The 24,507-nt window shown below is 64.9% G+C and carries 27 protein-coding genes; 12 read left to right on the forward strand and 15 right to left on the reverse strand.

Annotated features, from left to right (window positions below; all coding sequences use genetic code 11):
• Positions 1–106 precede the first annotated feature (106 nt).
• Positions 107–1,123: a 1-aminocyclopropane-1-carboxylate deaminase gene (locus CIT37_RS03380; RefSeq protein ID WP_038950252.1), complete on the reverse strand. Its 1,017-nt coding sequence runs from the start codon at positions 1,121–1,123 to the stop codon at positions 107–109.
• Positions 1,124–1,281: 158 nt separating this feature from the next.
• On the opposite strand from CIT37_RS03380, the gene CIT37_RS03385 reads away from it, so the two are divergent.
• From CIT37_RS03385 to CIT37_RS03395, 3 genes are all read left to right on the forward strand, one after another.
• Positions 1,282–1,746, forward strand: a complete 465-nt coding sequence (locus CIT37_RS03385) for an Lrp/AsnC family transcriptional regulator (protein ID WP_038950254.1) — start codon at positions 1,282–1,284, stop codon at positions 1,744–1,746.
• 43 nt (positions 1,747–1,789) lie between these two features.
• A complete protein-coding gene (locus CIT37_RS03390) occupies positions 1,790–2,953 on the forward strand; it encodes a PLP-dependent cysteine synthase family protein (RefSeq protein WP_038972816.1) in 1,164 nt (387 codons plus the stop codon).
• Between the two features lie 106 nt (positions 2,954–3,059).
• Positions 3,060–3,620: a carboxymuconolactone decarboxylase family protein gene (locus CIT37_RS03395; protein WP_038950256.1), complete on the forward strand. Its 561-nt coding sequence runs from the start codon at positions 3,060–3,062 to the stop codon at positions 3,618–3,620.
• A gap of 16 nt (positions 3,621–3,636) precedes the next feature.
• Here the strand turns inward: CIT37_RS03395 and CIT37_RS03400 are convergent, their stop codons facing one another.
• Together CIT37_RS03400 and CIT37_RS03405 are read right to left on the reverse strand one after the other, a co-directional pair.
• Positions 3,637–3,837, reverse strand: coding sequence for a diguanylate cyclase domain-containing protein (locus CIT37_RS03400; RefSeq protein ID WP_240536474.1), 201 nt, complete (start codon positions 3,835–3,837; stop codon positions 3,637–3,639).
• 92 nt (positions 3,838–3,929) lie between these two features.
• On the reverse strand, positions 3,930–4,802 hold the full coding sequence (locus CIT37_RS03405) for a hypothetical protein (protein WP_095424533.1): 873 nt from the start codon (positions 4,800–4,802) through the stop codon (positions 3,930–3,932).
• A 216-nt stretch (positions 4,803–5,018) separates the two neighbouring features.
• Between CIT37_RS03405 and CIT37_RS03410 the strand changes: the two genes are divergently transcribed.
• Positions 5,019–5,264 (forward strand): hypothetical protein, encoded by a 246-nt coding sequence (locus CIT37_RS03410; protein WP_038972815.1) that lies wholly within the window; start codon positions 5,019–5,021, stop codon positions 5,262–5,264.
• 9 nt (positions 5,265–5,273) lie between these two features.
• Here CIT37_RS03410 and CIT37_RS03415 read toward each other — a convergent pair whose 3' ends face one another.
• Positions 5,274–6,209, reverse strand: coding sequence for an alpha/beta hydrolase (locus CIT37_RS03415; RefSeq protein ID WP_095424517.1), 936 nt, complete (start codon positions 6,207–6,209; stop codon positions 5,274–5,276).
• A 119-nt stretch (positions 6,210–6,328) separates the two neighbouring features.
• Between CIT37_RS03415 and CIT37_RS03420 the strand changes: the two genes are divergently transcribed.
• Positions 6,329–7,216: a branched-chain amino acid aminotransferase gene (locus CIT37_RS03420; protein ID WP_028141917.1), complete on the forward strand. Its 888-nt coding sequence runs from the start codon at positions 6,329–6,331 to the stop codon at positions 7,214–7,216.
• A gap of 106 nt (positions 7,217–7,322) precedes the next feature.
• Here the strand turns inward: CIT37_RS03420 and CIT37_RS03425 are convergent, their stop codons facing one another.
• The gene (locus CIT37_RS03425) at positions 7,323–7,940 is read right to left on the reverse strand and encodes a class I SAM-dependent methyltransferase (protein WP_028141916.1); all 618 of its coding nucleotides are present in this window, start codon (positions 7,938–7,940) and stop codon (positions 7,323–7,325) included.
• 184 nt (positions 7,941–8,124) lie between these two features.
• Positions 8,125–8,721 (reverse strand): polyhydroxyalkanoate synthesis repressor PhaR, encoded by a 597-nt coding sequence (gene phaR, locus CIT37_RS03430; RefSeq protein ID WP_038950262.1) that lies wholly within the window; start codon positions 8,719–8,721, stop codon positions 8,125–8,127.
• 316 nt (positions 8,722–9,037) lie between these two features.
• On the opposite strand from phaR, the gene CIT37_RS03435 reads away from it, so the two are divergent.
• The 3 genes from CIT37_RS03435 (at position 9,038) to yddG (ending at position 12,179) form a co-directional block, all read left to right on the forward strand.
• Positions 9,038–10,216: an acetyl-CoA C-acetyltransferase gene (locus CIT37_RS03435; RefSeq protein WP_028141914.1), complete on the forward strand. Its 1,179-nt coding sequence runs from the start codon at positions 9,038–9,040 to the stop codon at positions 10,214–10,216.
• Positions 10,217–10,469: 253 nt separating this feature from the next.
• Positions 10,470–11,195, forward strand: a complete 726-nt coding sequence (gene phbB / locus CIT37_RS03440; protein WP_028141913.1) for an acetoacetyl-CoA reductase — start codon at positions 10,470–10,472, stop codon at positions 11,193–11,195.
• A 114-nt stretch (positions 11,196–11,309) separates the two neighbouring features.
• The gene (gene yddG / locus CIT37_RS03445; protein ID WP_028141912.1) at positions 11,310–12,179 is read left to right on the forward strand and encodes an aromatic amino acid exporter YddG; all 870 of its coding nucleotides are present in this window, start codon (positions 11,310–11,312) and stop codon (positions 12,177–12,179) included.
• Between the two features lie 37 nt (positions 12,180–12,216).
• Here yddG and CIT37_RS03450 read toward each other — a convergent pair whose 3' ends face one another.
• Positions 12,217–12,639, reverse strand: a complete 423-nt coding sequence (locus CIT37_RS03450; RefSeq protein ID WP_018320528.1) for a cupin domain-containing protein — start codon at positions 12,637–12,639, stop codon at positions 12,217–12,219.
• 37 nt (positions 12,640–12,676) lie between these two features.
• Entirely contained in the window at positions 12,677–13,444 is a 768-nt protein-coding gene (gene gloB / locus CIT37_RS03455; protein WP_028141911.1) for a hydroxyacylglutathione hydrolase, read from the reverse strand.
• A gap of 108 nt (positions 13,445–13,552) precedes the next feature.
• Between gloB and CIT37_RS03460 the strand changes: the two genes are divergently transcribed.
• Positions 13,553–14,299, forward strand: coding sequence for a methyltransferase domain-containing protein (locus CIT37_RS03460; RefSeq protein WP_038972812.1), 747 nt, complete (start codon positions 13,553–13,555; stop codon positions 14,297–14,299).
• A gap of 94 nt (positions 14,300–14,393) precedes the next feature.
• Here the strand turns inward: CIT37_RS03460 and CIT37_RS03465 are convergent, their stop codons facing one another.
• Together CIT37_RS03465 and prmC are read right to left on the reverse strand one after the other, a co-directional pair.
• Positions 14,394–15,182, reverse strand: coding sequence for a DUF4167 domain-containing protein (locus tag CIT37_RS03465; RefSeq protein WP_038972811.1), 789 nt, complete (start codon positions 15,180–15,182; stop codon positions 14,394–14,396).
• Positions 15,183–15,643: 461 nt separating this feature from the next.
• Entirely contained in the window at positions 15,644–16,540 is an 897-nt protein-coding gene (gene prmC / locus CIT37_RS03470; protein WP_028141908.1) for a peptide chain release factor N(5)-glutamine methyltransferase, read from the reverse strand.
• Positions 16,541–16,631: 91 nt separating this feature from the next.
• On the opposite strand from prmC, the gene CIT37_RS03475 reads away from it, so the two are divergent.
• On the forward strand, positions 16,632–17,057 hold the full coding sequence (locus CIT37_RS03475; protein ID WP_038950266.1) for an HIT family protein: 426 nt from the start codon (positions 16,632–16,634) through the stop codon (positions 17,055–17,057).
• A 24-nt stretch (positions 17,058–17,081) separates the two neighbouring features.
• On the opposite strand, the gene CIT37_RS03480 is transcribed toward CIT37_RS03475, so the two are convergent.
• The 4 genes from CIT37_RS03480 to CIT37_RS03495 form a co-directional block, all read right to left on the reverse strand.
• On the reverse strand, positions 17,082–17,780 hold the full coding sequence (locus CIT37_RS03480) for an ABC transporter ATP-binding protein (RefSeq protein WP_095424518.1): 699 nt from the start codon (positions 17,778–17,780) through the stop codon (positions 17,082–17,084).
• The gene (locus tag CIT37_RS03485) at positions 17,777–19,615 is read right to left on the reverse strand and encodes a branched-chain amino acid ABC transporter ATP-binding protein/permease (protein WP_095424519.1); all 1,839 of its coding nucleotides are present in this window, start codon (positions 19,613–19,615) and stop codon (positions 17,777–17,779) included. The genes CIT37_RS03480 and CIT37_RS03485 overlap by 4 nt, the downstream gene beginning before the upstream one ends.
• A gap of 11 nt (positions 19,616–19,626) precedes the next feature.
• Entirely contained in the window at positions 19,627–20,502 is an 876-nt protein-coding gene (locus tag CIT37_RS03490; RefSeq protein WP_026202378.1) for a branched-chain amino acid ABC transporter permease, read from the reverse strand.
• Positions 20,503–20,603: 101 nt separating this feature from the next.
• Entirely contained in the window at positions 20,604–21,938 is a 1,335-nt protein-coding gene (locus tag CIT37_RS03495) for a substrate-binding protein (RefSeq protein ID WP_038950268.1), read from the reverse strand.
• Between the two features lie 390 nt (positions 21,939–22,328).
• Here CIT37_RS03495 and CIT37_RS03500 point away from each other — a divergent pair, with 390 nt between their 5' ends.
• Positions 22,329–22,808 (forward strand): hypothetical protein, encoded by a 480-nt coding sequence (locus CIT37_RS03500; protein WP_049801891.1) that lies wholly within the window; start codon positions 22,329–22,331, stop codon positions 22,806–22,808.
• A 121-nt stretch (positions 22,809–22,929) separates the two neighbouring features.
• Positions 22,930–23,400, forward strand: coding sequence for a MarR family winged helix-turn-helix transcriptional regulator (locus tag CIT37_RS03505; protein WP_028141902.1), 471 nt, complete (start codon positions 22,930–22,932; stop codon positions 23,398–23,400).
• Positions 23,401–23,407: 7 nt separating this feature from the next.
• On the opposite strand, the gene prfA is transcribed toward CIT37_RS03505, so the two are convergent.
• Positions 23,408–24,493, reverse strand: a complete 1,086-nt coding sequence (gene prfA, locus CIT37_RS03510; protein ID WP_028141901.1) for a peptide chain release factor 1 — start codon at positions 24,491–24,493, stop codon at positions 23,408–23,410.
• Positions 24,494–24,507 lie beyond the last annotated feature (14 nt).

A 24,507-nucleotide genomic window follows, 5' to 3' on the forward strand; every position in this document is an offset into this window, starting at 1 on the left:
GGGGAGACGTTCTTCGCCAAACGTCTCCCTGGGGTTATGGGTCCCGGGTCTGCGCTTCCGCTTGCCCGGGACGACAGCGAGTGGAGGCGCGAGGTACGGCGCAGCCTCACCCATTCCTAAACGCGTAGGCATACCCGTTCAGGGCGGGCGCGCCGCCGAGATGCGCGTACAGGATCTTCGCGCCCTTCTCGAAATAGCCCTTCTGCGCGAGGTCGATCAGGCCCTGCATCGATTTGCCCTCGTAGACGGGGTCGGTGATCATGCCTTCGAGACGCGCGGTGAGGCGGATCGCTTCCTTGGTCTCTTCCGACGGCACGCCGTAGGCGGGATAGGCGTAGTCCTCGATCAGCACGACGTCCTCAGTGACGAGGTCCTTGCCGAGCTCGACGAGCTTTGCGGTGTTCTGCGCGATCTCGAGCACCTGTGATTTCGTCTGCGCCGGCGTGAAGGACGCATCGATGCCGATCACCTTGCGGGCGCGGCCGTCGGCGGCGAAGCCGACCAGCATGCCGGCATGGGTCGAGCCGGTGACGGTGCAGACGACGATGTAGTCGAACTTGAAGCCGAGCTCGGCTTCCTGCTTGCGCACCTCTTCGGCGAAGCCGACATAGCCGAGGCCGCCGAACTTGTGCACGGAGGCGCCGGCGGGAATCGCGTAGGGCTTGCCGCCCGCCGCCTTCACCTCGTCGATCGCCTGCTCCCAGCTCTTGCGGATGCCGATGTCGAAGCCGTCGTCGACGAGGCGCACGTCGGCGCCCATGATGCGCGAGAGCATGATGTTGCCGACACGGTCATAGACCGCGTCCTCGTGCGGCACCCAGGCTTCCTGCACCAGGCGGCACTTCATTCCGATCTTGGCGGCGACGGCGGCGATCATGCGGGTGTGGTTCGATTGCACGCCGCCGATCGAGACCAGCGTGTCGGCGTTGGACGCGATCGCATCCGGGATGATGTATTCGAGCTTGCGCAGCTTGTTGCCGCCATAGGCGAGGCCGGAATTGCAGTCCTCGCGCTTGGCGTAGACCTCGACATTGCCGCCAAGATGCTTCGACAGCCGCTCCAGCTTCTCGATGGGCGTGGGGCCGAAGGTCAGCGGGTAGCGCGGAAATTTGTCCAGCTTCATGGGTCATCCCGATTGGCGTTGGTGTTGGCAGCTGCCTAGCATCGCGTCGGAAAAATGTGCTCTCGAATATTGCGCCAATGTTGCGCCATTTCTTGCGGAAATAGTGGCAAGGGCTAATAATCCTTCCGAAAGATCACCTATTTATGAAAGCTTCTTTCATGTCTGCCCGGCTCGATCGCACCGACCTTAAGATATTGAGATTGCTGCAAAACAACGGTCGGCTGAGCAATGCCGAGCTGGCCGAAACCGTCGCAATCAGCCCCGCCACCTGCCATCGCCGCACCCAGCGCCTGTTCGAGGGCGGGTTCATCGCCACTGTGCGCGCCATGGTCGCGCCGAAGAAGGTGGCGAAGGGCACGCTGGTGATGGTCGGCGTCGTGCTCGACCGCTCGACGCCGGAGAGCTTTGCGATCTTCGAGCAGGCGATCGCCAAGCTGAAATTCGTGCTCGACTGCCACCTCGTCGCCGGCGACTTCGACTATTTCCTCAAGATCCGCGTCGGCGACATGGAGGATTTCAACCGCATCCATGGCGAGCAGCTCATCGCACTGCCCGGCGTGCGCCAGACCCGCACCTTCTTCGTGATGAAGGAAGTCGTCGACAACGCGCCGCTGGAATTTTGAGCGCGCCCTTGATGCGCAATGCGTGTCGTGAGAGATTCGCTCGATGCAGACATTTCCCTTCCGCCCGCACAATCCGGCCGGACCGGCCTATCGGCGCGGCTGGGTCGACGAGGCCGTTGCCGCGATCGAGGCCGACCAGTGCCGCACAGCGGACACGCATCTGATCCGGCTGATCGTGCCGGCGCTATCAGGCATCGACATCTATCTGAAGGATGAGTCGACCCATCCGACCGGCAGCCTGAAGCATCGCCTCGCGCGCTCGCTGTTCCTCTACGCGCTCTGCAACGGCCACATCCGTGAAGGCACGCCCGTCGTCGAGGCCTCGTCCGGGTCGACCGCGGTGTCGGAGGCCTATTTCGCGCAGATGATCGGCGTGCCCTTCTACGCCGTGATGCCGCGCACGACCTCGGCGGAGAAGATCGCCGCGATCGAGCATTATGGCGGCAATTGCCATCTGATCGACGACGGCCGCGCGCTGTATGCGGAGGCCGCCGCGCTCGCCGCGCGCCTGAACGGCCATTACATGGACCAGTTCACTTTCGCCGAGCGCGCGACGGATTGGCGCGGCAACAACAACATCGCTGAATCGATCTTCACGCAATTGCAGGGCGAGCCGCGGCCGTTGCCGGACTGGATCGTGATGGGCGCGGGCACCGGCGGCACCTCGGCCACCATCGGACGCTATTTGCGCTATCGCCAGTATCCGACGCGGCTCTGCGTCGCCGATGTCGAGCATTCCGCCTTCTTCGATTGCTTCCGCTCGCAGGACCGCTCCCGTGTGTGCGACCGCCCGTCGCTGATCGAGGGCGTCGGCCGTCCGCGCTGCGAGCCCTCCTTCGTGCCTGGCGTGGTCGACCGCATGATGAAGATCCCGGATGCGGCCACGATCGCGGCGATGAACGTGTTGTCGCGCCGGCTGCGCCGCCCGGTGGGCGGCTCCACCGGCACCAATTTCCTGGCGCTGTGCCGGCTTGCCTCGGAGATGCGCCAGTCGAACGCGACGGGATCGCTGGTGACGCTGATCTGCGATTCCGGCGAGCGCTATCGGCAGACCTATTACGAGCCCGCTTGGCTGAAGGCGCGCGGGCTCGATCCGACGCCGTTCGAGGCCAATTTGTCGTCGTTTCTCGCGACAGGTGAGCCGCTGACGCTCGCCGTCGACGATTTCGCAAATCCCCAGAGCGCACGAGGCCCCGAGGCGACATAATCGAATTTGTCGGAACGCCCGCCTGGCGTGCGATGTCACGGCAACTTCACTTGCGTTGCGCGCACCTGCGGGCAAGCCTCGTATTCTCAACGAGGAGATCTCCACCGTGCGCCTTCCCATTCTCGATCCGAAGGATCTGACCGACGAACAGAAGCCGCTCTATGACGACATGCGAGCCGGCATCAAGGACCACTTCAAGGGCTTCGTGAACATGCGCGACGACGGGGCGCTGCTCGGGCCCTGGAATCCCTGGGTCCGCGAGCCGCGCTTCGGCAAGCCGGTGTGGGAGCTGGTCAAGGCGATCGCGTCGAACCCGCTGCTGCCGGCCCCGGTGCGCGAGGTCGCCATCCTCGTCACCGGCTCGCACTTCCGCTCCGGTTACGAGCTTTATGCCCATGTGCTGGTCGCCGAGCAGCGCGGCCTGTCTGACGAAAAGCTCGCGACCATCGTCGCCGGTCAGCGGCCGGTGGATCTCACCAGGCAGGAGGCCATCGCGTATGACGTGGCGTCCGCGCTGGTCAGTGGCGGCGTGCTGCCGGAATTGACCTGGCGCGCCGCCGTGAAGGAGTTCGGCGAGCACGGCGCGGCCGAGCTGTCCTATCTCGTCGGCGTCTATTGCATGGTCTCGGTCACGCTCAACACGTTCGACGTGCCGGTGCCGGACTAAAAGCCGCGTCCTTCGATCACTCCGCCGCCTTGCTTGCAGGCGGCGGGGGCGCGAAGGCGATGCAGCGGTTGCGGCCCTCGGCCTTGGCCTGGTAGAGCGCATGATCGGCCGCGCCCATCAGCGCGTCGATGCCGGACATGCTGACGGCGGCCTCGGCGATCCCGACGCTCACGGTGAGGCCGAACTGAATTTCGCCGGCGACGATTTGCGCGCTCATCACACGTTTGCGGATGCGATCGGCCACGGTCCTTGCACGAGACAGGCTGGTCTCGGGAGATCCGGTTTACCACCTATCCACCATGATCCCAGTCAGTTGCGGACCGCATAGAGCGGCGTTCGCAAGGTCACCTGGTAGGACGGCTTCGGCATCCAGGCGATCTGCGCGGTGATGCCGAACAGGCGGTTGTCGTTGTCGTCCATGCGATCGAGGTCGAGCCGCAGGATCGGCTGCGTGAAGGACTCCGCCAGCGTCCGGCCCGCGAGCTGCGCCCCGCCGAACGACTGCATGCCGAGGCGCCCGGTGAACTTCCAGTTGCTCGGCCATTGGTAATAGCCGCCGGCATAGAGGATCGTGTTGGGCCGGATGCTGGCGAACGGACTGGCGATGGTGGTGGTGGTGTACTGCACGCCGGCCAGCCCGCCGCGCGTCTCGTCCTCGTCGAGGGCGTAGTCGAATTCCAGGATGTTGTTGAACGAATTGGTCATGCCCTGATCGTTCGGCACCGATTGCGTCAGGGTCGATTGCAAAGTGATGGTCGGGATCGAGCCGCCATTCTGCCGATAGAGGTCGGCCTGCACGCCAATGTTCCAGCTTGTGACGTCGAACGTCGACCAGCCGCCGCCGATGTCGGTCGTCGAGCCCGACACGCCGCCATAGAGCGAGACGCGGTCGTTGACGTCGACGGTCAGCGGCAGGTCGACGGCAATCGATTTCGCGGCCGGCAAGCCGTTCGACGGCGCTGCGCCTCTGCGCACCGCCAAAGCCCCGAGCGCGGCCGACACTGACGTGTTGCCGAAGCCGAGCCCGAGCGTGCCCGCCGGAATCGTCGCATAGGTCGTGCGCAGATCGAGATAGATGTTCGGGACCGCCGGCTTTGCCGGTGCGTCCTCCTCGGCTTCGGCGGAGAAGGCGGCGCTGGCCGAAATCGCCAGACAGGCCAGTCCCATTGCGACAGTGCGCAGAGCCGGACGATGCGATGGGCTGTGATGGGGCACGTGACAATCCGACGCGCGGGGACTGTGTGGCGAAATCGTGTGCTAGATGGAACGTGATCGCTCCCGTGGTCAAGCGCTATCCGCAAACGATGGACGGCATCGACGGGCGCGGCTACCCTGTCGTGATTGCACCGATACGCTTCGCCGGCCAGAGTGCAGGCCGGGCAATGGAGGACGACAGCCATGACCACGTCACGCCGCATCCTGCTCGCCGGAATGGCGGGGCTCGCCGTCGCTCCGACCGCTGTCGCGGCCGCACCCGCGCCAGTGCGCGATGACGCGACGGTTGCCGAAGAACGTTTTGCGCGCATGATCGCCGCGGCGCATGCGCCCGATGTCACCTGCGCCCGGCAGGCCGAACGTTATGCGGACGCGCATTGGCCTGACTATGTTGTGGCAGCCAGGGCCGTTATCGATGCGCGCGCCTGATTCGCGCTCTTACCTCGCAACCGCTCGTCGGACCTGCTCGCCGATCTGCGACAGCACCAGCTGCGCCTGCGGCAGGATCGCGCCCATGGCGTGGAAATTGTGAACCATGCCGTCGTGGCAGACATGCTCGACGGCGACGCCCGCGGCGAGCAGCTTGCGGGCATAGGCATTGCCTTCATCGCGCATCGGATCGTACTCGGCCGTGTGGATGATCGCGGTCGGCAGACCCGTGAGCCGTGTTGCCCGCAAGGGAGAAACGCGGGGATCGGCGGTGTCGATACCGTCAGGCAGATAGTCGGAGAGATCGGCCTCGATCGTGACGCGGTCGATCAGATGGCCCTCGGCAAAGGCCTCTCGTGAGGGCGAGGTTTCCTCGAAATCCAGCACCGGGCAAATCAGGCATTGCGCGGCGATGGCGAGGCCGGCGGTCTGCGCTGCCTCCTGGCACACGATCGCAGCGAGCGTTGCACCCGCGGAATCGCCGCCGACCACCAGACGGTCCGCATCGATGCCGAGCGATTCGGCCTCGCGCGCGACCCATTCGGTGGCGGCAATCGCGTCATCGACGGCGGCAGGGAATTTGTGCTCCGGTGCGAGCCGGTAGTCGACCGAGACGAGGCGGCAGCCGGTGGCATGCGCCAGCGCCGCCGCGATGCGATCATGCGTGGCAATGCCGCCCGCGACCATGCCGCCGCCATGGAAAAACACGAAGCCAGGCGCACGCTGATCGGCATTTGCAGGCGTGTAGAGCCGATAGGGCAGTTCGCTGGCGCGGCCGGGCATCATACCGTCGCGCACCGTCACCTCCGGCGCATCGGTGCGCGCGAACTGCATCAGCTTCGCCAGCGATTGCCGCCGCGCCTCCACGCTCGGCCGGCCCCTCGCCCGCGGCCCAGCCGCAGCCATCATGGTCAACAGGCGCTTTGCGAGCGGATCGAGCGACATGCTGCTTCCTTTTTCCCCTGGCAGGAGAGGGTAAACCACCAATTCCGCGCAGGGAATCATTTAGATGTTGCGTCCAATAGTGGCGCTATATTGCGGCAGCATGCCAAGGGAGGCCTGATATGGCCGAGATCAGGAAGCCGATCGAATATTCGCCGAGCTGGACCTTCTTCGAGGGTAAATGGCACGACGGCAATGTGCCGATCATGGGCCCGCGCACGCATGCGGCCTGGCTCGGCTCGATCGTGTTCGACGGTGCACGCGCGTTCGAGGGTGTTGCGCCCGATCTCGATCGTCACGTCGCCCGCGCCAATCAATCCGCGATCAATTTTGGCCTGAAGCCGGTAGTCGATACCGGCACCTGGCTCACGCTCGCAACCGAAGGCATTGCCCGCTTTGCGGCCAATGCAGAGCTCTACGTCCGTCCGATGTATTGGGCGCAGAACGGCTCGGGCGGCGGCGTGCTGTTCGACCCCGAGACCACCAATTGGTGCCTGTGCATCTACGAGGCGCCGATGCCCAAACCCGTCGGCAACGCCATCACCCTGTCGCCATTCCGCAGGCCGACCGCCGAATGCGCCCCGGTCGAGGCCAAGGCGGCCTGCCTCTACCCGAACAATTCGCGTGCGCTCGCGGAAGCCGCCTCGCGCGGCTTCCAGAACGCGTTGATGCTCGACATGCTCGGCAACGTCGCCGAGTTCGGCAATTCCAACGTGTTCATGGCCAAGGACGGCGTGGTCTATACGCCGGTGCCGAACGGCACCTTCCTCAACGGCATCACGCGCCAGCGCGTCATCACCCTGCTTCGCGGCGACGGCGTCACCGTGGTCGAGAAGACGCTGCGCTATGCCGACTTCCTGGCTGCCGACGAGATCTTCTCCACCGGCAATTTCGCCAAGGTCGCCCCGGTGATCCGCATCGACGAGCGTGAGCTGAAGCCGGGCCCGTTCTACACCCGTGCGCGCAAGCTCTATTGGGACTTCGCGCATGCGGTGAAGCTGGCGGCGTAGCTGCCATTTACTCCGCTGTCATCCAGTATTCCAGAGACGGCAGTGATTGAACCGATGGGCCTCGGCGTACTGGATGCCTCGCCTTCGCGGGGCATGACAGCTGATCTTAGTTGCGCTTTCGAAACCGGCTGAACTGAAACGCCTGCGTCGAGCCCCAAGGCGTATGATGCGTCTCGCGGCGCGTCTCGACCAGCTCGAAATCCGGCCCGAGCTCCGCAGCAAGGCTGGCGCTGTCATGGCGTTGCACCGGCAAGCCGCTGCATTTCTCCGGACCGTCGGGCGCAAAGGTCGCGATGATGATCTGGCCGCCAGGCGCAATCGCGGATCGCAGGCGCTGGACATAGGCGTCCCTGTCGTGCGGGTCGGTCAGGAAGTGAAACGCCGCGCGGTCGTGCCACACATCGTAAGTCCTGGCCGGCCGCCAAGCCGTGGCGTCGGCGACGATCCAGTCGACCGCGGAAGAGGCCCGACCGATTCGCGTCTTCGCCGCGTCGAGCGCGTTGGCGGAGAGGTCCAGCACGGTGAGATCGCGATATCCGTCTTGAAGAAGAGCATCGACCAGCCGCGAAGCGCCCCCGCCGATATCGATGATCGCCGCGTCGCGATCCGGATTGGCAGCGCGGATCATGTCGCGCGAGATCGTCGGGCTATCCTGAAACCAGCTGACCTCGGCCTCGCCCTTGGTGGCGTAGACGTTGTCCCAATGCATGGTGCGGTCGGGCATCGCGCGCTCCGTGCGTGTCAACCCGTCATCCTGAGGCGCCGGAGCGGAGGCCTCCAGCGACAACGGCTTCGCCGTTGCGCGAGGATGACTGGGTTAAAGCCGGTGAGGAAGAAATGGTAGGCGCGCGCGAAATTGCCAATCGCGCGCCCGCCGCGGGCGGACGCGCTGGTCGACGCGAAAGGTCCTACTCGTCCTTCTTCGACATGCGCTCGAGGCGCTCCTGCATGTCCTTCATCTGCTGGCGCAAATCGTCGATGTTGCTGTCCTTCGGCGTCTCGGCGTTCGCGTCGGACTCCGGCTCGGCGGCGGCCGCCGGACGGCCCGCATTGGGAGCAAACGGCTTGAACATCGAGAAGGTCTGCTGGAACAGCTCCATGTTCCGGCGGACTTGTTCTTCCAGAGGAGCAAAAGGAGTGCCGGACAGGGTGTTGGCGATCTGCTTGCGGAACTTCTCTTGCTCCTGGGTCAGGGTCGCAATCGACTGCTCCAGATATTTCGGCACCACCATCTGCATGCTGTCGCCGTAGAAGCGGATGAGCTGGCGCAGGAAGGTGGTCGGGAGCAGGTTCTGGCCGGCCTTGTTCTCCTGCTCGAAGATGATCTGGGCGAGCACGGAGCGGGTGATGTCGTCGCCGGTCTTGGCGTCATAGACCAGGAAATCTTCGCCATCCTTGACCATCGCGGCGAGGTCTTCCAGCGTCACATAGGTACTCGTTCCGGTGTTATAGAGCCGGCGGTTCGCGTATTTCTTGATGGTCGTGGGTTGGTCTGATTTCGCCATGGGCTCTCACTTGCAAGCGCGGAGAACGGGAACCGAGCGGGCTATGCCGCAGGGCGGGAAGAGTACGCAACGCAACAAAATAAGCATTTTCAAAGGGCTCACGCTACCGTTTTGTGCGGCACGGTTAATCGCAGAGCAAAATCTTGCTTGCGAAAGCGCCAAGAACACTATTTTGAATGCGCTGCGGTATGAATTCGGTCGCCGGCCGATTGACATGCCTCAACGACGTTAACAGGATGGCTGACGAGACTGGCGAGCCGTTTTCTCAAAGCCCCGCCTGCCCCTTTCAAGAAACCTCAAGCCTCAGGAGATGCCCATGTCAGACGATGTCGTCATCGTCAGCGCCGCCCGCACCCCGGTCGGAAGCTTCAACGGAGCGTTCGCGACACTTCCCGCCCACGATCTCGGCGCCATTGCCATTAAGGCCGCGCTGGAGCGCGGTGGCATCGAGCCCGGTCGGGTCTCGGAAGTCATCATGGGTCAGATCCTGACCGCCGCCCAGGGCCAGAACCCGGCCCGTCAGGCCTCGATCGCCGCCGGTATTCCGGTGGAGAGCCCGGCCTGGGGCGTCAACCAGCTTTGCGGTTCGGGCCTGCGCACGGTCGCACTCGGTTACCAGGCGCTGCTCAACGGCGATTCCGAGATCGTGGTCGCCGGCGGCCAGGAATCCATGAGCATGGCCCCGCACGCCCAGTATCTGCGTGGCGGCGTCAAGATGGGTCCTGTCGAGTTCGTCGACACCATGATCAAGGACGGCCTGTGGGATGCCTTCAACGGCTACCACATGGGCAACACCGCCGAGAACGTCGCACGGCAGTGGCAGATCACCCGCGCCCAGCAGGACGAGTTCGCGGTCGCCTCGCAGCAGAAGGCCGAAGCGGCGCAGAAGGCCGGCAAGTTCACCGACGAGATCGTTCCCGTCACCATCAAGACCCGCAAGGGCGACATCGTCGTCAGCGCCGACGAATATCCGCGTCATGGCGCCACGCTCGACGGCATGGCCAAGCTCAAGCCCGCCTTCGAGAAGGACGGCACGGTCACCGCGGGCTCGGCATCCGGCATCAATGACGGCGCCGCCGCCGTGGTGCTGATGACCGCCAAGCAGGCCGCCAAGGAAGGCAAGAAGCCGCTCGCCCGGATCGTGTCCTGGGCGCAGGCCGGCGTCGATCCGAAGATCATGGGCTCCGGCCCCATCCCGGCCTCGCGCGCCGCGCTGAAGAAGGCCGGCTGGAATGTCGGCGATCTCGACCTGATCGAGGCCAACGAGGCCTTCGCGGCGCAAGCCTGCGCCGTCAACAAGGATCTCGGCTGGGATACCTCCAAGGTCAATGTCAACGGCGGCGCGATCGCGATCGGTCATCCGGTCGGCGCGTCCGGCGCACGCGTCCTGGTGACGCTGCTGCACGAGATGCAGAAGCGCGATTCGAAGAAGGGCCTCGCCACGCTGTGCATCGGCGGCGGCATGGGCATCGCGATGTGCATCGCGCGCGACTGAAGATGGCTGACACGTAGCTTACGCGCAGTTTGCGCGTGCGCTGCACACGTCAGTGAGTGCGTTGCACGCGACTAAAAAGGCAGCGGTTGCAAATCAAATATTCTTCGCAATCTTGCAGGCCTCGACTAAATACAAACGCCCGGCTCAACGCCGGGCGTTTTGTTCTTGATGTCCGTCAAACCAACCGCATAATCCAACGTTAAAAAACAATCGCTTCAGAAACGTCCGAAGAGTCCAAGGGAAGGAATACGACATGGCACGTGTTGCATTGGTCACGGGTGGTACGCGGGGCATCGGTGCTGCGATCAGCAAGGCACTGAAGGCGGCGGGATACAAGGTTGCGGCGAGCTATGCCGGCAACGATACGGCGGCGGAGAAGTTCAAAGCCGAGACCGGCATTGCCGTCTACAAATGGGACGTCAGCAGTTTCGATGCCTGCGCCGAGGGCGTGAAGAAGGTCGAGGCCGAACTCGGACCGATCGAGGTGCTCGTCAACAATGCCGGCATCACCCGCGACACCGCCTTCCACAAGATGACGCTGGAGCAGTGGAACGCGGTCATCAACACCAATCTCGGCTCGCTCTTCAACATGACGCGCCAGGTCATCGAGGGCATGCGTTCGCGCAAGTTCGGCCGCATCATCTCGATCTCGTCGATCAACGGCCAGAAGGGGCAGTTCGGTCAGGTCAATTATTCCGCGGCGAAGGCCGGCGACATCGGCTTCACCAAGGCGCTCGCGCTGGAGAATGCCAAGGGCGGCATCACCGTCAATGCGATCTGCCCCGGCTACATCAACACCGAAATGGTGCAGGCGGTGCCGAAGGACGTCCTGGAGAAGAACGTGATCCCGCAGATCCCGGTCAGCCGGCTCGGCGAGCCCGAGGAGATCGCGCGGGCGGTCGTGTTCCTGGCGGCCGACGAAGCCGGTTTCATCACGGGCTCGACGATGACCATCAATGGCGGCCAGTATCAGGCCTGATATGGCGCCAAGCCTTCAGGTCAAAAGCCTGTAGCTTCAGGCGCGACAAGGCGTTAGTGAAGACGACAATGCCCGGCCTCGTGCCGGGCATCGTTGTCCTCAGAGCCTTCGTCAATGACCCCGCGCACAGCCACGCTGATCGGATTGACCGCGATCCTGATGTGGTCGCTGCTGTCGGTGATGACGGTGGCGACCGGAACGATCCCGGCGTTCCAGCTCGCCGCGATGACCTTCGCGATCGGCGGCCTGGTCGGCCTGCTCACCTGGATCGGCCGCGGCGAGGCGGCGAAGAGCCTGCGTCAGCCGCTGGTCGTCTGGGCTGTCGGCGTCGGCGGCCTGTTCGGCTATCACGCGCTGTATTTTCTCGCGCTGCGCTTTGCGCCGCCGGCCGAAGCCGGCCTGCTGAATTATCTGTGGCCGCTGCTGATCGTGCTGTTCTCGTCCTTCCTGCCGGGCGAGCGGCTCGCCCTCCATCACATCGTCGGCGCGATGCTCGGCCTTGTCGGCACCGTGCTGCTGTTCGCCGGCAACACCTCCGGCTTCGTGGCGGGGCAGGTGCCGGGATTGGCTGCGGCCTTCATCGCCGCGTTCGTCTGGGCGGCCTATTCGGTGCTGTCGCGCCGGCTCAAGGCCGTTCCGACGGATGCGGTCGCCGGATTCTGTCTGGCCACCGCCGTGCTTGCCGCGCTGATGCATGGCCTGCTCGAGACCACCGTCTGGCCGGAGACCACGCTGCAATGGCTCTCGGTGATCGCGCTCGGCATCGGTCCCGTCGGTGCCGCGTTCTACGCCTGGGACATCGGCATGAAGCGCGGTGACATCCGCGTGCTCGGCGCTGCCTCCTACGCGACGCCGCTGCTCTCGACCGGCTTCCTCATCGCCGCCGGTTTCGCCAAGGCCAGCGCCAACATCGCGATTGCTGCGATCCTGATTGCCGGCGGCGGTTTGATTGCCGCGAAGGATATGGTGCTACGGAAGCGGTGATCGTCATTCCGGGCGAATCCGGAATGACGGTGCGGGACTACGGCTCCCAGCCCTGTGGTGCGAGCTCGAAGCCTGCGAATTCGAATGCCGGGGCCACGGTGCAGCCGACCAGCGTCCACTCGCCCGTCGTCTCCGCCGATTGCCAGGCCTGTGCCGGCACGATCGCCTGCGGCCGGTCTCCATTCGCAAGGTCAGTGCCGAGCCGCACCTGGTGCTGCGAGCAGCCGTCGTGGGCGATGCGCAGCATCAAGGGACTACCGGCGTAATAGTGCCATGTCTCGACCGCATCGACGCGATGCCAGTGCGAACGCTCGCCGCGTGCCAGCAGGAAGTAGATCAGGGTCGAGCGCGAACGCCCGTTGGCGTCCGTGGTCTGGTCGCGAAACGTCTCGCGATAGTGGCCGCCCTCGGGATGCGGACGGAGTTCGAGGCGCGCGATGATCTCGGCTGCAGTCGGCATCGATCCAGTCAGGACTTTCTTCTGCAGGACTTGTACTTCAGGACTTGTTTTTGCGCTCGCGCAGCTCGCCGAAGACTGCGGCGGCATCCGCGCCCTTCATGTGCAGCCTTGCCGCGACCTGTGGCTCATCGGCGCGCAGGAACACGTTGGCCCGCTTCTCGTCGCCAAGCAGCGTTGGAATGGTCGGCTTGTTCTCGGCCCGGAGCCTCGTCACCTCCGCCGCGCGCGCCTGGAGCGCCGCATTGTCGGGATCGACGGTGAGCGCGAACTTGACGTTGGAGGCCGTGTATTCGTGGCCGCAATAGAGCTTGAAGTCGTCGGGCAGGGCACGCAGCTTCAGAAGCGAATCCCACATCATCGGATAGGTGCCCTCGAACACCCGGCCGCAGCCGATCGAGAACAGCGTGTCGGCGGCGAACACCGTCTTCTCGGTGTCGAACACGTAGGAGATGTGGTCGAGCGTGTGGCCGGGCGTCTCCAGGACGCGTGCCAGCAAATTGCCGATCTTGATCACGTCGGCATTGGCAACACGCAGATCGACGTCCGCAATTTTCGTGGTCTTGTCGTGCGGCGCGACGACGCGGCAGTTGTATTTCTGCTTGAGTTCGGCGACCCCGCCGACATGATCGCCGTGATGATGGGTGATCAGGATGTCTGTGAGCTGCCAGCCCTCGCGCTCCAGCGCTGCCAGGATGGGGCCGGCCTCGGGCGCGTCGATCGACGCCGTCGCCTTGGTTTCCACATCGTGGATCAGATAGCCGAAATTGTCGTTTAAACAGCTGAAAGTACGAATTTCGGCGGCCATGTCATCTCCATCGGGCTCAGCCCCGCCAGACAAATATGGCGTTAACGTTGCGCAGGCAATGCAATATTCCGCGCGCGGCGGCGGTCTCGCGCATGTTACATTGCCGTCATGACCATCGACGTCGTCGACCTCCGCGAGTTCTATTCCCGCCGCCTCGGGATCGTGGCGCGGCAAATGATCAATCGCGGCATCAGGGAACGCTGGCCGAGGGCGGAGGGCCACCGCGTGCTCGGCCTCGGCTATCCCACCCCCTATCTGGGGTTGTTCCGCGAAGACGCCGAGCGCTGCCTCGCCTTCATGCCGGCGGCCCAGGGCGTCCTGAAATGGCCGACGGGACGGCCGGCGCTGGCCTCTCTGGTCGACGAATTCTCGCTGCCGCTTCCCGACGCCGCGGTCGACCGCATCCTGCTGGTCCACGCGCTGGAGATGTCGGACGATCCGGCCGCGCTGCTGCGCGAGGTCTGGCGCGTACTGTCGCCGTCCGGGCGCGTGATCGCGGTGATCCCGAACCGGCGCGGGGTGTGGACCCGCACCGACAGCACGCCGTTCGGTCACGGCCGGCCCTATTCACGCTCGCAGATCACCGACCTGCTGCGCCAGACCTGGTTCACGCCGACCGCCTGGGGCGAGGCGCTGTTCATGCCGCCCTATGCCGGCGGCTGGGTGCTGAAATCGGCGCAGATGTGGGAGCGCGCCGGTGCGGCACTGTCGCTGCCCTTTGCCGGCGTCCATATCGTGGAGGCGACCAAGCAGGTCTACCGCGCGATCCCCGCCAAGCGCGAGCGGGCGCGGCTCATTCCCTCACTCGCGAAGCCCGTGCTGGTGCCATCCTCGACGACGGTGACGCGCAGCTAGGTCACAAGCGTTGCCGCGACCGGTGGTCGTCAAAAACAAAATCGTCCCGGCGAGGCCGGGACGATTCCAGATCAGTCGATCAGAAGAAGCTCACTTACTCGCTGGGCGCGAGATCATCGCCCGACGCGGCCGGAGCTGCTTCGCGCTCGGGGCGCGGGCCATGCGGCCGGCGCCGCCGGCGCGGGAAGCGTTCGCCACCGCCGGCACCGCCCTCGAAACCGGCCTGGCCGCCATTCGCGCCGCCGTTCACCTGCGGCTGCGCGCCGGTGATGAAGGAGGGCAGGCGATCGACGCTGCCGGTGTCGGTGACGACGGGCTGCGGCTGATTCTGCGGTTGCGGCTGGGGCTGATATTGCGGCTGCGGGCGATGGTCGCGCTCGCGGTGCTCGCGCGGTTGCTGCTGATCGCGCTGATAGGGCTGGTTTTCGCGCTGCTGATGGTCACGCTGGTGATGATCGCGCTGGCCGTCGCGGTCGCGCGCGAAGGGCTGCTGCTGTTGCGGCTGCGGGACGAAGCCCGGCTCCTGGCCGAAATTCGAGAAATTCTCGCCGTCGTCGTCGCCGTCGTCGCTGTTGCTGCTGATCGGCTCGTCGCCGCGCGGCTGCTGATTCTGGCGGAACTGTTCCTGGGCCGCGGCGATCAGACGGAAATAATGCTCGGCGTGCTGGTAGTAGTTCTCGGCTGCAACGGGGTCGCCGGAAGAGCGCGCGTCGCGCGCGAGCTGGAGATACTTTTCAGCGATGTGCGAGGCGGTGCCGCGGATCTTGATGTCGGGTCCGTTGGACTCGTAGACCCGGGTCATCGGGTTCTGGCTGCGCCGGTTGTTGTTGTTATTGTTATTGTTGCGGTTGCGCATCCGCTGCTTGTTCTGACCGTTTCTCATGTCCTGCCTTTAATTCCAGCCCTAAACGTTGCACGCATTACTTGATTGCTAGGAGTGACCTGGACAGCGGTTCACATCGCTCGCGCGCACCGCGCCCAAGAGCGGATCGAACCCTGCCGATGTTCGTCGACCGTCGCGTTCAAACAAGGACGCGTTCCCCACCCGCCAGCACTGATCGCCAGCGAACCCATTCATTTTGCCTGCCGAAACAAGCCCAGCTGTGTTGCGTAAGTCTTCAAGCGCAATATCAGGCTTTCGTTCACTTTGCGGTCGGAGAGCAGCGCAGCTCCAATGGCTATCGCGCTTCACAGGACCTGCGGCTTGGAACCTTTATCAGTAAAGCTCTCGCCCGAGAGCCCGGCTTTCGCCCGTAGGTCTACGGGGCCGGCACCGATGTGTTGATCGGAACGTAGTCGTTCCCAAGGGATATTCCAAGAGCTTTTTGCAAGCCAATCCGGCTTTTATGGGGGCATTTTTCGGGCCGAAACGGCCCGCAGAATGCCCGCCAGGTCGGCCTTGGGTGGCCTGTCCACCGTTAACGCGCCTGCTATCATCAAGGTTTCAATATTTCTGGCCTGCCCCTGTCCGGCCTCGACGATCAGCGCTCCGCCGGGGGCGAGACGTTCGGCGGCCTGCGGGATCAGGGCGCGATAGGCGTCATATCCGTCATTGCCGCCGTCGAGCGCCAGATGCGGATCGTGCTCGCGCACCTCGATGCTCAGTTTCGGAATTTCGGCGGAGGGAATATAGGGCGGGTTCGAGACGATGAGGTCAAACGGGCCGCGCAGCGCCGTCAGATAGGAGCAGGCGACGAAGCCGGCGCGATCGACGAGGCCGAGGGCGGCCGCATTGTCGCGCGCCGTATCGAGCGCCGTCGGGCTGACATCGGTGCCGACGCCAAACGCGTCGGGAATCTCCCGCAGCAATGCGAGCAGGATGGCGCCCGATCCGACGCCGATATCAGCGATTCGCGGGCGCCGCCCCGATATCGACAGGCCCCAGAAGATCTCGAGCGCCAGTTCGACGACAGTCTCGGTGTCCGGCCGCGGTACCAGCGTCGCCTCCGACAACCGCAACGGCATGCCCCAGAAGTCTCGCACGCCGAGAATGCGGGCGACCGGCTCATGCGCGAGCCGGCGTTGCGCGTATCGTTCGAGCCGCGTGGTCTCCTCAGGCGTGAGTTGTCGCGATGCCTGCGTCACCATACCGGTCAGATCGAGCTCCAGCGCGGCGCCGACGAGCAGGCGCGCATCGAGGGCCGCCTGCTCGATGCCGGCCGCTTGCAGCCGTGCCCCGAGCGCGCGCCGCGCACTCTCGACATTATGTCCGGGATCGATATTTGTCGCCAATGGAGCCATCCTGCCTGCCATCGTGGATAGATCGGCCGGCTCGCTTGCGTCAACGGAAAGGAGCGCGTTTGATCGCGCCCCGCAAGCGACGGAGGGGTCCATGACGGCCTATGACGATCAGAACGTCTTCGCAAAGATCCTGCGCGGCGAGATTCCCTGCTTCGAGGTTTTCAGGGACGACCGCAGTCTGGCCTTCCTCGACATCATGCCGCGCGCGCCCGGACACACGCTGGTGATTCCGCGGGCGCCGGCGCGCGGCATCCTGGATATCGCGGAGGACGATCTGGCCGCCGTCGCCCGGACGGCCAAGCGAATCGCGATTGCGGCGATGAAGGCGTTTGACGCGGAGGGTATCATCCTCCAGCAGTTCAGCGAGCCGGCCAGCGGGCAGGTGGTGCTTCACCTGCACATGCACGTCATGCCTGTCAGGGCCGGCGTCGATCTCTTGCCGGCGCAGACGCGCAAGGAAGATATGGCCGTGCTCGCCGATCACGCCAAGCGGATGATCGCGGCGCTTGGCGGCTGAGCCCGGTCGTTGAATGGCGGCTGACTAAACGCCGAGGTAGCGCTGCAGCAGCTCCGGCTGGGCCCTGAGCTCCTGCGCCGGACCCTCGTGCACGATGTGGCCGTTGTTGACGATGTAGATCCGGCTTGCCAGCGCCAGCGTCGCCGCCAAATTCTGCTCGACCAGCACGATGGTCTGGCCGGCCGCCGCCAGCTCGCGGCAGGCCTTGACGAGATCGTGGACGATGACGGGCGCGAGCCCCTCGAACGGCTCGTCCAGCAGCACGATCTTGGGATCGCGCACCAGCGCCCGCGCGATCGCGAGCATCTGCTGCTCGCCGCCGGAGAGCTCGGTGCCGCGGTTGCTCCGTCGCTCCTTCAGCCGCGGAAACATCTCGTAGACGCGGTCGAGCGGCCAGCGTTGCGGCGCGGTGATCCCGGCAAGGGTGATGTTCTCCTCCACCGACAGGCTGCCGAAGATACGGCGCTCCTCGTGCACGAGCTGCATGCCCGCCTGCGCGATCCTGTGGCTCCTGCGTCCGGCGATATCGATGCCGTCGAACTTCACGCTGCCGCTGCGCGGCGTCACGACGCCCATCAGGCTCTTCAGCGTCGTGCTCTTGCCGGCGCCGTTGCGGCCGAGCAGCGCCACCACCTCGTGACGTTCGACGTGCATGGCGACGTCGAACAGGATGTGGGAATCCCCGTAATAGCTGTTCAGGCCGTTGACCTCGATCAGGCTCATGCGGCGATCTCCCCGTGCACGCCGCCGAGATAGGCCTCCTGCACCGCGGCGTTGGTCCTGATTTCCTCCGGCGTGCCGTCGAGCAGCACCTTGCCCTCCTGAAGCACCGTCACGCGCTCGACCAGCTCGAACAGCGAATCCATGTCGTGGTCGATGATGATCATGGTGCGGCCGCGCGCGATCGATTTGAGCAGCTTGACGGTCTCGACCCGCTCGCGCGGGCTCATGCCCGCGAGCGGCTCGTCGAGCAGCAGCAGGCGTGGCGAGGTCGCCAGCGCGAGCCCGATCTCGAGCCGGCGCTTCTCGCCATAAGCGAGTTCGGCGACCGGCGTGTCGGCGCGGCGGGTCAGATTGACCAAAGCGAGCGTATGCTCCACCTGCTCCGCCAGGCCCTTGACGCTGGAGAGCTTGCGGAAGAGATCGAGGCGGAACTTGCCGCGCAGCTCGGCGAGCGCGGCAATCGTCAGGTTCTGCCGCACCGTCAGCCCGGTGAAGAGCTGGTTGACCTGGTAGCTCTTGGTGAGCCCGAGCTGGCAAACCTCGGTGACCTTCAATCCCGTGATGTCGCGTCCCTCGAACACGATCTGGCCCGATGTCGGCGCGATCTCGCAGGTCAGCATCTTGAAGAAGGTCGACTTGCCGGCGCCGTTGGGGCCGATGATGCCGCGCAGCTCGCCTTGATTGACGCTGAAATCGATGTCGCTGTTGGCGACGAGGCCGCCATAGCGCTTGGTGAGACCGGTGGCTTTCAGGATCGGCCCGGAATAGGCGGGGTGCGCGACCTCCTTGGCCTGCATCGGCGCGGGCGCAAGGTGCAGTGTCGTCTCAGTGTCAGGCTCGGCCTCCGTATCGCTTCGCTTACGCCTGCCGGAGAGAAGGCGATAAAGGTCCGCAAGACCGCCGATGATGCCGCCGCGCAGGAAGCAGACCAGCAGCACGAACACGACGCCGAGCACCAGCTTCCAGGCGGCGCCCAGGCCCAGCGCGGACTGGAGGAAATCCTGGAGGAAGAGCCAGACGGTCGCGCCGACCAGCGGCCCGAACAGCGTGCCTCGGCCGCCAATGGCGGTCTGCATCACCAATTGACCGGACGTGTCGAAAGTGAAGGCGTCCGGCGGCATGAAGGCCTGGAGCACGCCGAGCAGGCCGCCGGCGAAACCGGCGTAGGCGGCTGCGATCACGAAAGCAGTCAATTTGTAGCCGTGGATGTTGTGGCCGACCGCGGTGGCGCGCAGCGGATTGTCGCGGATTGCGCTGAGGATGGCGCCGACCGGCGAGCGCACGATCCTGAGTGCGATGATGACGCCGATGAAATAGCACAGCGCGATGAACTGGTAGAGCGACCAGCCATTGGTGAAGTGGACGGTGGTGAAGCCGAGATTGAAGCTCGGCGTTGGCACGCCCGGCAGGCCGTTCTCGCCGCCGGTGAAGTCGGAGAGCGGATTGAACTCGACAAAGAAGAACACCTCTGCGATCGCCACGGTGATCATGGCGAAGTAGATGCCGGTGCGGCGGAGCGCGATCAGGCCGATCAGATAGCCGGTCGCGGCCGCCGCGATCATGCCGATGATCAGCGCGCCCAGCACGTTGCCGAAGCCGGCGCGGGTCAGGAGGTAGGCGGCGACGAAGCCGCCGGTGCCGTAGAAGGCGGACTGGCCGAACGACAACAGGCCCGTGAAGCCGAACAGGATGTCGAAGCCGAGGCCGAACAGGCCCCAGACCAGGATCCGGTTCACGGTGTTGGGTGCGAAGCCGAGATGGGGCAGCACGAAGGGAGCCGCGATCAGGCCGATGGCCGTCAGTGCCTCGATCAGGAAGGGGCGTTGCTTGAGCATCAGGCGATCACTCACTCGCGGCCCTGGACGCCGAGCAGGCCATGCGGTCGCACCACGAGCACGAGCGTCATCGCCGCAAACAGCATCACATAGGCGTAGCCGGGGTTGAACATGGAGGTGACGCTGATGATCTCGCCGGCGATCAGGCCGCCCAGGATCGCGCCTGGGAACGAGCCGACGCCGCCGATCACCACCACCACGAAGGTCTGGACCAGGATGTCGTCACCGATGCCCGGCGTCAGCGACACCACCGGCGCGTTGACGATGCCGGCAAAGCCGGCGGCCATCGCCCCGATGCCGAACACCACCATGAAGACCCGGTAGACATTGATGCCGAGCGAATCCACCATCACGGAATCCTCGATGCCGGCCCGCACGATCATGCCGAGACGGGTCCGGTAGAGGATGATGAACAGCGCGCCGAGTGCGATCGCGACGATGCCGACCACCGCGAGGCGGTAGGTCGGATAGAACATGAAGCCGAGATTGGTGATGCCCTGGAATATCGCCGGCGGCGGCACCAGCTGCGACTGGCTGGAGAAGATCAGCCGGATGATCTCGACGAAGCAGATGCCGAGCCCGAAGGTCACGAGCAACTGGTCCTCGTGCGGCCGATGATAGAAATGGCGAATGATGACGCGTTCCATCGCAACGCCGAGCAGCATCACGAACAGCGAGCCGGCGATCACCGCAAGGATGAACGATTCGGTGTACTGGTAGGCGACGAAGCCGGCATAGCCGCCGATCATGAACATCGCGCCATGCGCGAGGTTGAGCACGCCGAGCGTGCCGTAGATAATGGTCAGGCCGGAGCTGATCAGCGCGAGCAGCGCGCCGAGCGCGAGCCCGTTGAAGAGCTGCGAGACGAGGTTGGGCCAACTAATCATGCAATGGTCACGGTTGTGGCGCGTTCCGGCGGTGCGCAAAAAAAGGGTGACGCCGCAGGAGCCGGAAGCGACCTACGGCGTCGCAGGGGGTTAGCGCGAGCTCAGCTGTAGTCGCCGGGATGGCAGCCAAAGGCGTCCGGCTTCTGCATCAAGCCTTCGCCGGGCACGATCTCGACCACATCGTACCAGTCTTCCTTGGTCTTCATGTCCTTCTGCTGCTTGCCCTTGACGATGATCACGGGGCGGACGCACTGATGGTCCTCGGGGCGGTAATGCACGTCGCCGACCAGGGACGGCAGCGTCTCGCCCTTCTCATAGGCCTTGATCACGTCGGGCGGGTTGAAGCTGCCGGCCTGCTCGCACATGCGGGCCCAGTGCGCGAAGCTGACATAGGCGTTCTCCGCGCCCCATTCCGGCTTGTAGCCGTACTTCTTCTCGAAGGCCTCGTTGAACATCTTGGCGAGCGGAAACTTGTCCTCAAGCGTCCACCAATAGTCGGTCGCGGCGTAGACGCCCTGCATCAGCCCGCCGGTCTCGCGCGCGATGAAGGGCACCTGGTAGGGGACGACCAGCTTCATCTTGTCGAGCACGCCGAACTGCTTGGCCTGCTGGGTCGACAGCACCGCGTCGTGGCCCCAGTTGACGTTGATCAGCACGTCGGCGCCGGAATTCGCGACGTTCAGCAGATACGACGAATAGTCGGGCGCGCCGAGCGGCGCGACCTGGTTGGTGACGGTGGTCCAGCCGGCGGTCGCGAGGAAGTCCTGCATCGACTTGGTGACGGTGTGACCGTAGGTGTAATCAGGCGTGAGATACGCAGCCTTCTTGCCCTTGCCGAACTCCTTGACCATGACGGGGCCGATCGCCGCCGCGGCGGTCTGGCCGAAGAAATTCTGGCGGAAGCCGTAGCGGACGCAGTCCTTGCCGGTGGTGTCGTTCGAGCCGGAGATGCCGCAGACGAAGATCACCTTCTCGCGCTGGGCGAGCTTGTTCAGCGCGACCGCAACGGCGCTCGAGGTGCCGCCGGTGATCATGATCGCCTTGTTCTCGCTGATGAAGCGCTGCTGCGCCTGCACCGCCTCGTTCGGCTTGGCCGCGGAATCCGCGACGCCGAATTTAAGCTCCTTGCCGAGCACGCCCTTGCTGGTCTTCGGCGAGATCTTCTTGATCAGGTCGTGACCGCTGTTGATGTGCTCGATCGCGAGCTGATAGCCCTTGAGCTCGTCCTCGCCCTGCACGGCATAGGTGCCGGTGCGCGGCACCGAGATGCCGATGAAGGCGGTGGAGCCCGAAACGCCCGCGGGATAGGAGCCGACGGCCGGCTTGTCCTCGGCGAAGGCCGGCATCGCAGGCAGCACCGAGCCGCCGATGAGGCCTGCCGTGGTCTGGAGCAGGCCGCGGCGCGAGAGGCCACGGCGAATGAGATGGTCGGTCATGATCGTTTCCTCCGGATATCGTTCTTGTTTGCAGGCAAAACACGACCTGTCCGGCGGCAACCGGCCTCGAAAGGCCTGCCTGCACCGGGCACGTCACATCCGCGTGTAGCTCCTGGACCTAAACATTGCTCGTGAGCACCATCTGTCAATTTCGCCTTTGGTCGAACGACGAAAATTATCGCGTGAAAACATATCGGATCACGATATATATTAGTCTTTGTGAGTACGAGATTGGCGGGTTCGGCGAGAGAGATGCCGCGGCAGACGACAGTAGCGGGTACCCGGAAGCGACGGTCCTGGCCGCAAGAGGCGGAGCGGCAGGAGGCGGCGTGGCCTGCCGGGGAGGGAAGTGACCAGCGCGCATCGCCGCAGTCCGGCGATGCCTCGCGCATGCCGGAGTCGCGCGGCCGGTCCGCCGGGCAGCGGGGGCCGGCCATCGGCTCCGTTCAGGCCAAGCGCACGCCGGTGCCGATGCAGAGACTGAGCGTGCGGGCCCAGAATGTCCTGAAGGAGCTCGCGGTCGAGCTCACCGGCGAGCAGCCGCCGAAGGGGACCTGGTCGCCCTCGCGCGAGCTGCTGCTCGCACTGACGGCGGAGCGGCTTGCGACGACGCGCAATTGCGGTCCTCACACCATGCGGGAGATCGTGGACTGGGCGCAGGGCTGCGGCGTGACCATCAAGCCGGTGATCCCGCCCGGCGGCTCGCTGTCGCAGATGTGGGGCGAGTTGATCACGAATGCATCCGAAGGCGCCTTGACCAGCGCCGAGATCGCCAGTGCGCTCCAGCGCTCGATCAGGCGGAAGAGCGTTCGTATTCCGATCGCGTTTCAGGTCATCCTGGTGAAGATCCTGCTCTCCAACTTCGAATAGGAGGGCTGCAAAGCCCGCTATATTTGTGCATCTGCGAGGCCCATCGGTGGTTCCGCCCCGCCTTCCTTGCTAGTCTCGGCAGCGCCCGCTCCGCCGGCGGGCGGAGGTCGAAAGGCACGGAATGGCTGACTCGAAGCGGAAGACTGGACGCACGGCGCGTGCTGCGCCCTCGAGGGGCGGCGCGATGCGCGAGGCCGACTACGCCGCGCTCGCCCAATTCCGCTACCAGCTGCGCACCTTCCTCGCCTTCAGCGAAGCGGCGGCCCAGAACGCCGGATTGACGCCGCAGCAGCACCAGGCGCTGCTGGCGATCAAGGGACTGGCCGACCCCAACGGCGCCAGCGTCGGCGACATCGCCGGCTTCCTCCTGATCCGGCACCATACGGCGGTGGAGCTGGTGGACCGCATGGCGAAGTTGAAGCTGATCGGCCGGGAGGCCGATCCCGAGGATGCAAGGCGCGTCCTGGTCAAGCTGACGGCCAAGGGCGAGCAGAAGCTTCGCTCGCTTTCGCGCATTCACCTGGACGAGCTGAGCGCCGCTGCACCCGCATTGGGCAAGATCCTGCGATCGTTCCTGGCAAAGGTGCGCTGAGCAGGGATCAGGCTGCCGCGCCTTGTGCGGCGAGCTGCGCGGCCTGGTGTTCGGTGGTCAGCGCGTCGGTCAACTCGCCGAGCGCTTCGCCCGCGATCACCTGCGGCAGCTTGTAGAGCGTCAGGTTGATGCGGTGGTCGGTGACGCGGCCTTGCGGAAAATTGTAGGTGCGGATGCGCTCGGAGCGGTCGCCTGAGCCGACCTTCTCCTTGCGCTCGGCCGACCGTGCCGCATCGACGCGCTGGCGTTCGGCGTCGTAGATGCGCGAGCGCAGAATGTTCATGGCCGAGGCGCGATTCTTGTGCTGCGACCGGCTGTCCTGCATCATCACCACGATGCCGGTCGGGATGTGGGTGATGCGGATCGCCGATTCGGTCTTGTTGACGTGCTGGCCGCCGGCGCCTTGCGCGCGCATGGTCTCGATGCGCAAATCGTCGTTCTTGATGTCGACGTCGACGTCCTCGACCTCCGGCAGCACGGCCACCGTCGCGGCCGAAGTGTGGATGCGCCCCTGCGTCTCGGTGTCCGGCACGCGCTGCACGCGATGCACGCCGGACTCGAACTTCAGCTTGGAGAACGCGCCGCGGCCCTGCACCTCCGCGATGATTTCCTTGTAGCCGCCGACGGTGCCTTCGCTGGCCGAGATCACCTCGACCTTCCAGCCCTGCAAGGCAGCGAAGCGCTCGTACATCCGGAACAGGTCGCCGGCAAACAGCGAAGCCTCGTCGCCGCCGGTGCCGGCGCGGATTTCCAGCACCACGTTGCGGTCGTCCATGGCGTCCTTGGGCAGCAGCGCAACGCGAATCTTCTGGACCAGCTCCTCGATTTTCGGCGCGAGCTCGTCGCGCTCGGCTTCCGCCATGCCGCGCATCTCGGCATCGGTCGCGGGATCGGCGATCAGCGCCTCGGTGTCGGCGAGTTCTTTGACGGCAGACCGATATGCCTTCACCGCTTCGATCAGCGGGGTGATCTCGGCGAGCTCGCGCGTGATCTGCACGTAGCGCTCGGAGGCGAGCTGTCCCAACGATTCGGCCTCGAGAGAGGCATGATGTGCAAGGAGCACGTCCAGTTTGGCTTCGGGGAGTGACGACATCGGTTCAGTCTCAA

The organism is Bradyrhizobium ottawaense (assembly GCF_002278135.3).
GTDB classification, from domain to species: Bacteria; Pseudomonadota; Alphaproteobacteria; order Rhizobiales; family Xanthobacteraceae; genus Bradyrhizobium; species Bradyrhizobium ottawaense.

What these genes read in the sequence shown, in the direction of transcription:
- CIT37_RS03380 (WP_038950252.1), bottom strand. Translation starts at nt 1,123, where the DNA reads ATGAAGCTGGACAAATTTCCGCGCTACCCGCTGACCTTCGGCCCCACG.
- CIT37_RS03385 (WP_038950254.1), top strand. Translation starts at nt 1,282, where the DNA reads ATGTCTGCCCGGCTCGATCGCACCGACCTTAAGATATTGAGATTGCTG.
- CIT37_RS03390 (WP_038972816.1), top strand. Translation starts at nt 1,790, where the DNA reads ATGCAGACATTTCCCTTCCGCCCGCACAATCCGGCCGGACCGGCCTAT.
- CIT37_RS03400 (WP_240536474.1), bottom strand. Translation starts at nt 3,837, where the DNA reads ATGAGCGCGCAAATCGTCGCCGGCGAAATTCAGTTCGGCCTCACCGTG.
- CIT37_RS03410 (WP_038972815.1), top strand. Translation starts at nt 5,019, where the DNA reads ATGACCACGTCACGCCGCATCCTGCTCGCCGGAATGGCGGGGCTCGCC.
- CIT37_RS03415 (WP_095424517.1), bottom strand. Translation starts at nt 6,209, where the DNA reads ATGTCGCTCGATCCGCTCGCAAAGCGCCTGTTGACCATGATGGCTGCG.
- CIT37_RS03420 (WP_028141917.1), top strand. Translation starts at nt 6,329, where the DNA reads ATGGCCGAGATCAGGAAGCCGATCGAATATTCGCCGAGCTGGACCTTC.
- CIT37_RS03425 (WP_028141916.1), bottom strand. Translation starts at nt 7,940, where the DNA reads ATGCCCGACCGCACCATGCATTGGGACAACGTCTACGCCACCAAGGGC.
- phaR (WP_038950262.1), bottom strand. Translation starts at nt 8,721, where the DNA reads ATGGCGAAATCAGACCAACCCACGACCATCAAGAAATACGCGAACCGC.
- CIT37_RS03435 (WP_028141914.1), top strand. Translation starts at nt 9,038, where the DNA reads ATGTCAGACGATGTCGTCATCGTCAGCGCCGCCCGCACCCCGGTCGGA.
- phbB (WP_028141913.1), top strand. Translation starts at nt 10,470, where the DNA reads ATGGCACGTGTTGCATTGGTCACGGGTGGTACGCGGGGCATCGGTGCT.
- yddG (WP_028141912.1), top strand. Translation starts at nt 11,310, where the DNA reads ATGACCCCGCGCACAGCCACGCTGATCGGATTGACCGCGATCCTGATG.
- CIT37_RS03450 (WP_018320528.1), bottom strand. Translation starts at nt 12,639, where the DNA reads ATGCCGACTGCAGCCGAGATCATCGCGCGCCTCGAACTCCGTCCGCAT.
- gloB (WP_028141911.1), bottom strand. Translation starts at nt 13,444, where the DNA reads ATGGCCGCCGAAATTCGTACTTTCAGCTGTTTAAACGACAATTTCGGC.
- CIT37_RS03460 (WP_038972812.1), top strand. Translation starts at nt 13,553, where the DNA reads ATGACCATCGACGTCGTCGACCTCCGCGAGTTCTATTCCCGCCGCCTC.
- CIT37_RS03465 (WP_038972811.1), bottom strand. Translation starts at nt 15,182, where the DNA reads ATGAGAAACGGTCAGAACAAGCAGCGGATGCGCAACCGCAACAATAAC.
- prmC (WP_028141908.1), bottom strand. Translation starts at nt 16,540, where the DNA reads ATGGCTCCATTGGCGACAAATATCGATCCCGGACATAATGTCGAGAGT.
- CIT37_RS03475 (WP_038950266.1), top strand. Translation starts at nt 16,632, where the DNA reads ATGACGGCCTATGACGATCAGAACGTCTTCGCAAAGATCCTGCGCGGC.
- CIT37_RS03480 (WP_095424518.1), bottom strand. Translation starts at nt 17,780, where the DNA reads ATGAGCCTGATCGAGGTCAACGGCCTGAACAGCTATTACGGGGATTCC.
- CIT37_RS03485 (WP_095424519.1), bottom strand. Translation starts at nt 19,615, where the DNA reads ATGCTCAAGCAACGCCCCTTCCTGATCGAGGCACTGACGGCCATCGGC.
- CIT37_RS03490 (WP_026202378.1), bottom strand. Translation starts at nt 20,502, where the DNA reads ATGATTAGTTGGCCCAACCTCGTCTCGCAGCTCTTCAACGGGCTCGCG.
- CIT37_RS03495 (WP_038950268.1), bottom strand. Translation starts at nt 21,938, where the DNA reads ATGACCGACCATCTCATTCGCCGTGGCCTCTCGCGCCGCGGCCTGCTC.
- CIT37_RS03500 (WP_049801891.1), top strand. Translation starts at nt 22,329, where the DNA reads ATGCCGGAGTCGCGCGGCCGGTCCGCCGGGCAGCGGGGGCCGGCCATC.
- CIT37_RS03505 (WP_028141902.1), top strand. Translation starts at nt 22,930, where the DNA reads ATGGCTGACTCGAAGCGGAAGACTGGACGCACGGCGCGTGCTGCGCCC.
- prfA (WP_028141901.1), bottom strand. Translation starts at nt 24,493, where the DNA reads ATGTCGTCACTCCCCGAAGCCAAACTGGACGTGCTCCTTGCACATCAT.